Raw genomic sequence first — 11,943 nt, forward strand, 5'->3', positions numbered from 1 at the left:
ACAAGCGTCAAATAAATTCATTGGAGTGCTTTATAGATATTTATGATTTTAATGTAATATAGTAATTAAGTAATCTATATTCTTAAAAGGGAGGTGATTCATATGAAAAAATATATTGTTGTAGTAATGATTCTAATAACTGTGTCTGCTATTGTGTTTTTTATAAAGCCGAAGTTAGAATTTGGAACACAAGCAACAAATGAGGATAAAACATTTTTATTGCTGGCACTTGGAAATGATGGGATTGCGGACATAAAAATCAAAAATGTTGAGGTAAATCAGAAACAACCTTTAAAAGCAAAAATTCAACTAAAAACGGATAAAAAAGAATTTCATCTGGAATCTGAAAATTTTGATAGTAAAAAATTCGATTCAATCAATATTCAAAACGCTATTATAAGTAAACACACACCTATTTCATATGATGATGAGTATAAAGGTGCGAGATATGCTTTAATGTTGAAACAAGAAGAACCAATCACCACAGTGACGATTGATTATTCCTATTTAGGGATAGGCTTTAGTACAACATTGCCTATAAATAGAATCCAATAACTAGCAAGGATTGTTTAGGAAGCACACGGAGCGAGAGAATCAGGCAAGTTAGATGAGGTACTTAAACATGCAGACAAAACCTAGGAATTACATAAACAGCTTGATCGAACATACTCTTACAGTTGAAGCTACAGACAAGGAATGACATATATTCGATCCTGCACATTCAAGAGATTCGAAAATAAAAAGGGGAAGGTTGCATCTGACATCGTGAAGTACGCTTTTATCAAGACAACGTTGACATGAACTGTATGGAGAAAGACTTTTGGAATGCAATTACGTAGGGGGAAACAACTGTGGATAAAATGTTAGCAGATGAACTTATGTTGGTATTGAAAACACAATGGAAAGTTAGTGACGCAATGGGGATGAAGGAACAGGTGAAATATCTTGGTGAGCTTGCCGATCGGGTAAGGATTGTAAGCGGACAGAAGCCGCAGAATAAGTAATCTAGCTTTGAGAAAAAAAGAATAAATAATGGCTAATAACAACAAAACCGTCACAATATGAGGAAGTTGTATAGAATGGTCTATACCATAGTATCATGATTCATGTTGTTCATTAATGGATGTAATTTGAGTTGAAAGAATATTTGGATAAAATTATCTTTAATGGTATAATAAGCAAGTGATGTTGTAGTGTAAGAAGGAGGGTGGAGTTTGAAAAAAATATTTTTGTCTGTTATAACCTTAGTGATTGCATTTTTAGTTATTTATAATTTTGAGTGGCTTATTGGCGGTTACTCATACAAGAAAGAAGAAATGAAAAGTCAAATAGAAGCCTACCTTATAAATGAAAAAAAGTACAAAAAAAGTGATATTACAGAAATTAGGGTTGATTATCTAAGTAAGTTCGGTACGTATGGTGCTAGAGTCATTTTTAGCGATGAGAAAGATAAAACCTATGGCTATAGAGTTATTGATGGAGAGGTCATGCAAACAGGTTATGGAGCTTCTAAGTATAAAAAAGATGATTTAAGTGATGAAACAAAACATAAGGAACCATAAAAAAGTTACCTGTCAAATGGCAGGTAACTTTTTTGTACTCTTTTTTAGAAATTGCCTTGAGTAAGTACAGTGGTCACATCTGAACTGTCTTCCAGATCGTAAGGAGCAGCGATTTCTAGTTTAATTGGAGATGTACCCCCTGGCCCAGGTACATATGTCGTAGATGTATTCAATCGAACATCCGCACCAAAATAGTATGCATTCCATACAATTTTTGAGCAATATGTTTTGTACTTATAATTGTATAAATCAGAGATGGCATATTCTACATCTGAATATTTTCTTACATACCAGTCTGCCCAATCTGCTGCCTGGTTCCGAATCTTGGTTCGATTATGCCGAACTACTTTCGTCCCATATTTTTTACCTACATTTTTTCTGAAAAAACTCTTAATTGAATTTTTTTCCGGATTATACCCTGTTCCTAGTATTTCAACAACATTTTCTGTATCTACAACAATGGCAGCATGACCAGTAAGTCCTTTGGAAATGGTATTGCTTGTTATAAGAATATCCCCTGGCTTAATCTCAACTCTTGAATTTGGATATGTTGCTTCGACTGGAACATCCTCTGGCTTATTGATTTTCTGACCTTCTGTTTCAGAAGCTGACACACCTAAAGCCCCAGTAAATATGAGTGAGACTGACATCAAAAACATAAGTAATCTTTTCTTAACCATATTTAAACCTCCGAATTATTTGTATTTTTCTTCTGCTATCTTTATAAACAAAATATTTTTAGCCTGAACTTTCAACTCAAGTTGGCGTTTAGACCATTCTTCTTTTAATTCTTGGCTTCGCAATATTTCATCTGGCTCTTTCAATTTCAATTTCTTAATAGGAGTCACCCCATATCAACATAATGAAACATTCTAGCTGTCTTCAAAGAATAGTCGAACCACGGCTTTATTTTGTTCAACAAGTTTTCCGTACAGTTTATTCATATGTGAGACAACTACTTTTCCAATAAAAAATATTTTTTCCCCTTTGAACGCAAGGGCATGATAAACTTGAATGGAGCATTTTTTAAATGCTTGTTATGGGGTGTTCCTAAGCTTTCTGAGGGCATGTGGGAACATCCCGTTTTTATTGCCTTTTTGGACTCCTTCTCTCGAAGTCTATCGTCGTCCCATGCTAACATCTTTCAACTCCTTTCTATGAGTATTTCTTGTTTGCTATCCTCCTTTCTCTGGTAACCATAAAAATGATAAAAATGATGTAATTTTCTATATTTTACACATATTACCAGTTATTAGCTTAATTATATATCAAGATAGACAAAATTCCCTAAAAAAAATTTTGTTTAATTTTTTTTCAAAAAAAAGAGAGGATACCCTCCCTTCTACCAGCCTTCACCTACACTTTTTGAAGAAGCTGTTGCTTCAAATTCCTTTACCTTAAAATTCGTTTCTGTAAAGCCGTACAAGGAAAGAATCGCTAGTAAGAAAATTATTCCTCGCTTCATGTAAATCACCGTCCCTTTCTGTCATAACATCGACAAATTTTTCTTTTTGCTCTGGTGTTGCAAGATAATCATATTCATAATATTTCAAAATAATGCTACGGACTCTTTCTACATTTTTAAACATGATAGCTAGCTCCAGAGCTTCAAAGATGTATGCAAACCCTTTGTTGCTATTCTCAATTATAAAATAGTATGAGGCTAATGCTTGATAAAGTTTTAACTTATGTCTTTTGGTAGGAATACTCGTTTGACAAGCAATTTTTTTGATTTGTTCTTCAAAGGTACAGATCAGTTTTTGAATGCTTTCTATATCTTTCTTCTGTAAATATGTTTCAATAGCAACTGGCAATAACATAAATATTTCAACATCAGTAGCTAAACTAGCAAAGTTGTCAACGTATTCGACATAGCCCATTTCTATTGAAAATAATAATTCGTTTAATTTGGAAATTTGCTGATAGCCTTCATAGTTAGCATATTCTTTAGTTATAAGTAATGCTTTATCATAATCTTTCATTTCTCGATAACTAAAGGATTCATATAGTAAGGCTTCCGCTATGAATTTGCTATCGTTAAACGTGATAGCTAGTTCCTTTAATTCTGCAGCATATTTTAATAGTTCCCCCCATTTTTCTACAGCATTATAAAAAGTTAATATTTTATAATACGCTTCTAGTTTGTATTCCTTTGGAAGTAGAGGAAGGTATTCTAAAAGTTGGTGAAGCATTTTATATCCAGAGACAGTAAGGTCGACATCTCTAGCTATTACAAATCGTTTAAAATAACAAATGGCTACTCGTTCATTACGTGTTGTACTGTTCGCGATCACGATATCGTATAGGGGCAGACTGTAGTTTCTTTTATCGGAGGAAAATATGTATTCTGCCATCTTAAAAGTATTATCAAGGAGTCTTTTTCTATCAGTATCCTCATTGATTAATGCCATGATCTTTTTTGTAATATCATATCGTTCAGCTTTGATACAACTTATGAAAAATTCTGCTGTTTTAATAGGGGACATTTTTCCCGATTCATTAAAACAATCCCCTAAAAATTCCTCATAAAAAGTATCTTCTTGTAAGTCCAAAGCTTTAGTAACAGCCACTAATTGAGAAAGCGTTATTTTTTGCTTGTTGTTAAGTATTTGACTGATGGTTACTGAATCAATTTCAGTTGCTAAAACAAGGTCTTTTTGCTTCCATCCTTTTTTATCAAGTGTATCTTGTAAACGCTGGCGCAATTCTATTTGCGCAACTTGATAATTGTATTCCAAGACTTGCATTAACCTATCCCTCTTTTATTTTTGGAAAAATAAGTAAAGATATAATTACCACATCATACTTTAATTAGATAATATTGTAAATAAAAATGAAAGTAAATAAGTAATATTTTTAAAAATATTAAGTACCTATAGGTTCTTTATTGTTGTAGGTAGAGAGTAGAAACTCTACTCATTAATGTCTATTGTTCCCGTTCCCATTCATAGAGGTGTAAGTAAGATGCCATAGGGAATTTTGTTGTGATTTTTTATTTCTTCTAGTAAACCTCTACTTCTTTTTTACTGGTTCCGCTGCTTTCTCCTTTAGACTAGGTATTCACCCGATTGCATTTGGACAATGATCTAAAACTCTATAGTCAAATATAATAAGGAAAACTGAATGGATAACAGGAGGAATATACTTTGTATAAAGCATTAGCTAGACAGTCGCCATGCGATAATCCAATTCCACTTTTCTATCCATTCCAATTTACTGAAGAATAGTGCTTTTAACTTCTCTCTTTTGGACAAATCCGGAGGAGAGCTTTTTGGTGCGAATAGAATATCGTGCGTGTAATAAGATAGATAATTTCAATAAAAGCAACCTATTTTTAGGTATAATTATATGCTACGCTTAATAGATAAGGATACAATGTTTCCGTATCCTAAAACCGTTACTAATATGTGAACGATACCATTGACTGAGGTGATGTAAATTGTTAGAGCGTTCAATGGAAAATGTAAGGGGAGTAGAAAAAGGAAAGGGAGTGATTTGAAGGAGAGCTTGTTTTTTAATAGCTCTTCTTAAAAAAAGGAAAAGAGGACTATTAAAATGAACGAATATAAAAGTGTAAGCAGTGATGGATTTGAATTGAATTATTGTATAAAAGGGTTCGGAAAGCCAGTGCTGGTGGTAGGGAGTAGTATATATTATCCTCGGCTATTCTCAGAAGATTTGTATAAAAAATTTCAATTTATCTTCTTGGATCATAGGGGATTTGTTAAGCCACCGCGTGCTTTAGAACCAGAAGATTATAGATTGGATAAAGTTTTAGATGATATAGAAACGGCAAGACAGGCCCTCGATCTAAAGGATTTTATTATATTGGGACATTCAGGACATGCCTTTATGGCCTTAGAATATGCCAAAAAATATCCAGAATCTGTTCAGAAAGTTGTTCTACTTAATTCAGCACCTACAAATAGTCAAGAAAGACAACAACAAAGCTCCGCGTTTTTTTATAAGACTGCAAGCTTAGAGAGAAAGCGCCAGTTTGAAAAAGATATTGCTTTTTTAGAAAGTGACATCAAAAAAGATCCTGAAAGACGATTTGTCCACATGTGCATTCGTATGGGAGCCCAAAGTTTTTACGATTATATATTTGATGCAGCGTATATGTGGGAGGATGTATATACCCATATGCCAATTATTGATCATTTGTGGGGAGAAGCGTTTGGAAAACGTAATTTGATACAATCGTTGGCTAATTTCAAAAAACCAGTATTCATTGGCTTAGGAAGATATGATTATTTGGTTGCCCCTGTTTCGTTGTGGGAATCTATTGATGACACATATGGGAATGTGAAGAAAGTAATTTTTGAATATAGTGGGCATAATCCTATGTTTGAAGAACCACAGCAATTTAATAAAAGCTTGATTGAATGGATGAATGAGGACAAGTAGGCTCCATTGTTCTTTTTGCATAAGGAAAATTAAATCTTTCCTTTTGAGGAAGTAGTGAGTCCAGTTATTTAATCAAGACCATGAAAAGGCCGTTTCCTTCACTTCAAAGAAAACGGCCTTTTTGACTACCTGACTCCAATGAATGTAGGAGAACCTAATGTTCATTGCATAATAATCAAGCTGGTATCATATCGATAGCGTGGATCATCTACGCAACGTTGTTATGATGATAAGTGGTGAAAAGATGGTTCCCCCTGTTGATGTTCGTAGAATTAGCGTTTTAAGTTCATTCTACTATAGCTAAACAAGTACTTCATACTTAAATTTAAGATGTGAAGGTGATGCAAGTGTCAGGTAAGAAAGAGTTATCTAGTTCACAACACTTGGCTATTGAGCATATTACACAGTACGCCAGAATCCGAAAACACGAGGCTCAAAAGTCAATTAAGGAAGTTCTTCAGATGTCAAATATCTCTTGGAATACATTTGAAGATGCCGTCGCTAAGCTGTTGTCGCACGCGAGGGTAGCGCTGCATTTTCATCCTGATCGGCCAATGGCGGACATGAAAAGTGTAGCTCAGTCATTGCTTGAGCAGGGAATCTATAAGAGTCAGTTCGAAACTCACATTTCCAATGGTAGCGTATCGGCTTATCCAGGTGGCGCACGGGATCTTTGGGAGAAAAAGATGTTTGGAGGTGCTTATCAGTTGGATGGCGTGACCAATAATCAGCGCCCAAAGTACGGGGCACTACATGTAATGTTACACCCGGATGGACCGGCTCCACGGTTTGGATCATGCTACTTCCTTCTCTCACCAAAGGTCTCCTATCGCTGCACGTACACTTATTTGGATTCGTATCAAGATCCGAAGGAAAAGGGTACCTATGCGGAGTTTGATGACATTTTAGCAGCGATTTTTAAAGATGCATTTTTTCAAGATTATGCGATCGGTGAAAAAGATCTGACACCACGGAAATTGATCGATCATCTCTTGTATAATCTTGAATGGCCATTCAAGGATTCTTCAAAGTGTGAGCCCAGTCGAAACCTTAACCACTATATCGAGGCCCAGGTTCATGGTGATATTGCCTTAAAAGATGACGTAGAAGTGCTTGTTGCGGATCCTTCGTTCAAAGGAACGTACATAGGAGGATTTTTAGAGAAAATGTGCGTAAAGTATTCTATCGAACTTTATTGGCATATGGGATTTTCTATGCGAGTGGAAGAAATACCCGAGGATTTTAGGGGGCCAACCATGCCCTCCTTAGCCCAGCGGATAGCACGGAATAATTATATCGACGCCAGTGTGATCGGGGTTGCCGCCAACGATTTGAAACGTAATCCAGAACTATGGAGCGACAGAGGGGGCTATGAAAAGGTACTTCAAGAATTAAAATACATGTGGCATGTCTTAGTTCGATTTGGTAACTCGTTTGCACGGGAATGAAGGACTTATCTTTGAGCTATTGAGCTTGTACTGTCACTTTATAAAAACCTCTCCGGCTGGAGTTTTTTTATTTTTTATCCATACGCGCAACTTTTCGCAGGGATATAGTTTTTACGCCGTTAGATACATTTAGCATATCTAACGGCTATCAGCGAGAAAAAGAACTCTTTTTTTGTTCTTAACACCATCTTCTGAAAGATGCAGAGCAAAGTGCCTTATATCCTCATAGCTAAAGCAAGGGATTTTACGGCACGGTTGATAAATAGAGACTATTTTTTGAATATAAGCTGGGCATAGTTATATAGTAAAGCAGCCGCTTCCTGACGAAGTAGTGGTTCCTTTGCCTTGTAATCAATGAGGTTTTTGGAGGAAATAACTTCAGGACCATATAGACCTTTGGATACTACATACTGAACGGCTTGATTAGCCCAAGGATCGACGGAGCCTTTAAGGCTAGCATTTGCAGGCTGAGCATTGAGTAATGATTTGGACACTTCAAAAATAATCACAGCTGCCTCCTGTCTTGTAATGGGGCGATTGGGTTCAAATGTAGTAGTCGTGGTTCCTTTTAAAGCATCTGCCTCTACAAGAGCTTGAATTTCTTTTCCGTATGGACTATTTTTGGAGTCTGTAAATGCTACAGGATTCGTAGAGGTATGAACCCCAATAAGTCGTATGAAATCACTTGCAAACTCAGCTCTTGTAATGGGGGCTAAGGGACGGAAGGCATGATTCGAATCTCCTTGTAGCACTCCAAAGTCTTGAACACCATAGATATATGTGGCATATGGATGTGAGTCAGAAACATCAGAAAAATGTTTAGAAGGAGAAATTTTTTGAGCCATACTGACCGTATTATGATATTGTAAATAGCCAATGTTACCATCATCGGATTTCTTAAAGGCTAAAAAAGCGCCTTTTTCATCCTTGAACAGCAATGGATCGATTTGGCGCAAGATATTTTTACCCATCGGATCTTCTGCTATGAGCTGTCCCTGTGAAGTTGCTGTAATTTTTGTTATCCATGGATTTATTCGTAAATCCCGATAAGTACCTTCAAAGCGTTTCAATTGCTGGGGGGACGATGTCATATAGGATTGTTCTATCTTTGGTAGAGGATAATACCGATTCATGAATGCTCTAAATAACTCCTCACGAAACTCTTTATCTTTATTAACAACAATAAAGCCACCAACTTTATGCTCTGGCAACAGCCACATCCAAGAGTGGAAACCAGGTATATCTCCACCTTTACCAATCACAAACTGCTTGTTGTGACTCGAATGGTAGTATGTTTCAAAACCGTAAGCCATATTAGGAATCTTCGGATGGACAGAATAGTGAATAGTATGCATCTTTTCAGCCGTATCCTGCTTCAGGATAGTCTTACCTTCAAACGAGCCTTTATTGAGGTGAGCCATCATAAATTGGGCCATGTCATAACCAGTTGAAACCATTCCTCCTTCAGGTAGTTCAATTGGATTGGACAGAAAAATAGGAAAGGGCTGGTTGCTAGCATTGTATCCAGTGGCTAAATTAGCTTTTAATTTCGGTGTAAGTAAGAAACTGCTATTTTCCATTTTCAAAGGTTTATAAATATGTTCTGTTATGTAGCGATTGAAGGATTTTCCAGACAGCTTCTCCAAAATATACCCTTGAAGAGTAAAGCCAAAGTTATCGTAGCGAAATACTTCGCCTGGTTTACGGACAACGCTAGGCATGTTCTCTTTAACATATTTCTCTAAAGAAATGGGTTGAATACTACGGTTATGAATAGATTCCAATCTATCTGTAAAGTCAAAACCTGTTGTGTTGGTTAATAAATGCTTCATTGTTAATTTATATTTTGTTTTATTGTTTATCTTTATGTCCTCAAGGTAGTTCTGTATATCTTCATCAAGGTTGAGCTTTCCTTGTTCTACTAGCTGCATAATTCCTGTTGACGTAAATACCTTAGAAATAGAAGCTAGCGGAAAAACAGTATGATTTGGATTAACCGCGATTTTTTTCTCTAAATCGGAGTAACCGTACCCTTTATTTAGCAATATCTTGCCATCTCGGACAACAACAAAAACTGCCCCCGCCATCTGATCTTTAATATGTGATTGATTAAAAAATTGATCTGCAAAATTTTCTACTTCTTTAGGATCGGTAGGGCCCAAGGGTACTCCTTTTACAAGTGAACTATAGGTATAAGCTGTAGGGAAAATAATGGATACAAACAGAATTACGACAAACATACATATACTGCATGTCTTTCTATACCCTCTAAACATAATGCATCTCTCCATTCTATAAGTGTATTAGATGCATATGAATTCAACTTGCCCAAAAGTACGAGAATCGCCTAGTATCGGAATAATAATGGATGTCTCGCTTGCTTGGATCATCCTATGTACTCCTTTTTATATAAAAATTTCAGCAAAGGATACAAAGACAAACGCAATTTAGCATTGTCATGTAAAAGAACTTTTTCTCTAGTAAGGGAAAAAGTCCTTTTACATAGCATAGTGCTAAGAGAAATATTACCTTGGTTCTAGCACATGCATAAATGGCTCATCAAACATGGGGAGCAACAGCTCACGAGTGGCTGTATGGCGTAATCCACAAAGAATGATCCGAATCTCTCTTAGCATATTTTCAACAGGAATAATTTCACCTGTGTGATTTTTATATATTGTCCCCTCTGCAGAATGATTGTTCAAATGATGAGCATGTCGTTTAGCGACGATCAGTAATCGATCCAAAATATCTGGGATGGCATCTGTGAGGGGAGCTTCCATTTCAATATACCCGCGAATCTCAGCCAGCCGAGCATATGCTTCTCGCCATCTCCATAATTGTTTTTTCTGTTCTCGATGGTGTGGATTTGGTTCTGGTAACGTTGTTTTGGACACCCGAGCTACTGAAGTAGTACATGTGTCTGGATGTAGAATTTCTTGTACTTTTGTAAACCCATACAAATCAGGAGCCATTAATTCAATTACTTCTCGATAGGCTGCGATATGATTATAGGCTCCACTCCGAATTGTCCATAGACAATGCTGCTTGGTATTTTCTATATGCGGTTGACAAGGAGGTATGATAGAGAACATCTTCTCCTCTGTGAGTGGATGATTAGCTACAATCAGCTGGCTAGCTGAGTTTGAGTGATGTGGTGTGTGATTATTTTCTGTTCCTACTTGCATGTAAGCCTTGGTGAACCATTGCAAAGAGCGAGCAGATACTGTGGAAATGTCTCCACGTATGACGCTAAGACTATATTCTCTGAATTCAGGGGAGTTAGATCCATTAAACCCATCATGAATCACATGCAGGTTATCTCTTACAGAAACAAGCTCGGAAAGAACGGTTTCTTCAAGAGTAACAATACCTTCTTCCACGTAGGAACGATAATTGTTCGCTCCATTTTCATCGGCTAAGACATGTGAATAAAGGTTATAACACAACAGAATGTGAGCCATTTCATGAAAATAGCTTTGATAAGGAAAATTGACGTAGTCCGTTTGGAGAAAATATTGATGATTCTGATAAATCAGTCCATACTCAGGACGGAAAAGAGAAAGATGGGAGTTGGCTTTATCTGCGATGTACAGAGTAAGTCCCTCGTTGTAACTAGTAATCCAAATAGCTTGATAAGTAGGGCTTAGCAACAGTGCAATCGAATGGTTAGTAATACGACCAGGAAGATTAAAAAAATCACTCTGAAAATGAGGATAGAAAGACAGCCAAGTCATCCCCAAAGCGAGTGCTTTGTATAATTCAAATTCACTTTCTTTAGCACAATCAACAGTGAATTGGTGTAGGGAAGTTAAACATCGCATAAAAGAATGTGAATCATATGTATAATTTTCAACAAATTGTTTATAGGTAGCTTCGAAATCAGCAGGTTCTATCGTCAAAAAAACTTGTAAGCCATCAATCCACAGGTCCCCACCAATAGAGGAATTCATCCATGCTTCATGATCCTGAGTAAGAGAACGAATCTCTTGATATTTTTCAAATAGTTGGCTGTATTGCACGAAATGACCTCCTTTTTATTTTTCGATAGATTAGGAACTAATTCCACAAAGAAGAGCACTCTAAGTAGGTGTGCCTATCTAACAGAGTACGATTTCTTACAAACTATTTTGGGTTATAGATAAATGAGAAAAGTGACAGCTTTTCATTTTTGAATAGCAGTAGAAATGATAGTTTACTTTTCTACTTTTTTGTGGGTAAATCTCCTTTCTTAGATAATATATAACAAACATTACAAATATAAAGTAAATTAGTGTTTGTTTATGTAGTATATGGTAATATTTGGTTACAGTCAATAGATTTTATATACAAAAATTCATTGCTATTTTTTTAAAACCTTCTCATTCCAATTTGCAGACGGGAAGGGTATTACGTATTCCAGAATTTGAAAACAATATATTATGTTTTTAGATGTTCTGCTAAACTTGTAGTAGTGCTTTTTGGTAATTTTTATAAAAAACTTTGGAAGTGTCTCCCTCGTTTTTAGGCTCGACTACGTTTTCCTT

At 36.0% G+C, this 11,943-nt stretch carries 10 protein-coding genes; 5 read left to right on the plus strand and 5 right to left on the minus strand.

The features are described from left to right. Positions 1 to 102 precede the first annotated feature (102 nt). The 3 genes from BrL25_RS14695 (at position 103) to BrL25_RS14700 (ending at position 1,562) form a co-directional block, all read left to right on the plus strand. Positions 103 to 555 carry a hypothetical protein gene (locus BrL25_RS14695; RefSeq protein WP_018671549.1) on the plus strand — a complete coding sequence of 151 codons (453 nt, stop codon included), beginning with the start codon at positions 103 to 105 and terminating at the stop codon, positions 553 to 555. Between the two features lie 296 nt (positions 556 to 851). Then, positions 852 to 1,004: a hypothetical protein gene (locus BrL25_RS25215; RefSeq protein WP_018671548.1), complete on the plus strand. Its 153-nt coding sequence runs from the start codon at positions 852 to 854 to the stop codon at positions 1,002 to 1,004. Between the two features lie 210 nt (positions 1,005 to 1,214). Continuing rightward, positions 1,215 to 1,562, plus strand: a complete 348-nt coding sequence (locus BrL25_RS14700; RefSeq protein WP_018671547.1) for a DUF3139 domain-containing protein — start codon at positions 1,215 to 1,217, stop codon at positions 1,560 to 1,562. 44 nt (positions 1,563 to 1,606) lie between these two features. Here BrL25_RS14700 and BrL25_RS14705 read toward each other — a convergent pair whose 3' ends face one another. The 3 genes from BrL25_RS14705 to BrL25_RS14715 all read right to left on the minus strand — a co-directional run bounded on the left by BrL25_RS14705 (position 1,607) and on the right by BrL25_RS14715 (position 4,309). Further along, on the minus strand, positions 1,607 to 2,242 hold the full coding sequence (locus BrL25_RS14705) for a YiiX/YebB-like N1pC/P60 family cysteine hydrolase (RefSeq protein WP_018671546.1): 636 nt from the start codon (positions 2,240 to 2,242) through the stop codon (positions 1,607 to 1,609). A gap of 15 nt (positions 2,243 to 2,257) precedes the next feature. Then, positions 2,258 to 2,386, minus strand: a complete 129-nt coding sequence (locus BrL25_RS26260; protein ID WP_018671545.1) for a hypothetical protein — start codon at positions 2,384 to 2,386, stop codon at positions 2,258 to 2,260. Positions 2,387 to 2,959: 573 nt separating this feature from the next. Next, on the minus strand, positions 2,960 to 4,309 hold the full coding sequence (locus BrL25_RS14715) for a helix-turn-helix domain-containing protein (RefSeq protein WP_018671543.1): 1,350 nt from the start codon (positions 4,307 to 4,309) through the stop codon (positions 2,960 to 2,962). An 808-nt stretch (positions 4,310 to 5,117) separates the two neighbouring features. On the opposite strand from BrL25_RS14715, the gene BrL25_RS14720 reads away from it, so the two are divergent. Together BrL25_RS14720 and BrL25_RS14725 are read left to right on the plus strand one after the other, a co-directional pair. Next, complete coding sequence (locus BrL25_RS14720) at positions 5,118 to 5,969, plus strand: alpha/beta fold hydrolase (protein ID WP_018671542.1); 852 nt, start codon at positions 5,118 to 5,120, stop codon at positions 5,967 to 5,969. A 341-nt stretch (positions 5,970 to 6,310) separates the two neighbouring features. After that, positions 6,311 to 7,417: a DUF3626 domain-containing protein gene (locus BrL25_RS14725; RefSeq protein ID WP_018671541.1), complete on the plus strand. Its 1,107-nt coding sequence runs from the start codon at positions 6,311 to 6,313 to the stop codon at positions 7,415 to 7,417. Positions 7,418 to 7,686: 269 nt separating this feature from the next. Here the strand turns inward: BrL25_RS14725 and BrL25_RS14730 are convergent, their stop codons facing one another. Together BrL25_RS14730 and BrL25_RS14735 are read right to left on the minus strand one after the other, a co-directional pair. Next, positions 7,687 to 9,657 carry a serine hydrolase domain-containing protein gene (locus BrL25_RS14730; RefSeq protein WP_236847720.1) on the minus strand — a complete coding sequence of 657 codons (1,971 nt, stop codon included), beginning with the start codon at positions 9,655 to 9,657 and terminating at the stop codon, positions 7,687 to 7,689. 285 nt (positions 9,658 to 9,942) lie between these two features. After that, complete coding sequence (locus tag BrL25_RS14735; RefSeq protein ID WP_018671539.1) at positions 9,943 to 11,439, minus strand: hypothetical protein; 1,497 nt, start codon at positions 11,437 to 11,439, stop codon at positions 9,943 to 9,945. Positions 11,440 to 11,943: the final 504 nt, after the last annotated feature.

The organism is Brevibacillus laterosporus DSM 25, from assembly GCF_002706795.1.
Lineage (GTDB): Bacteria > Bacillota > Bacilli > Brevibacillales > Brevibacillaceae > Brevibacillus_B > Brevibacillus_B laterosporus.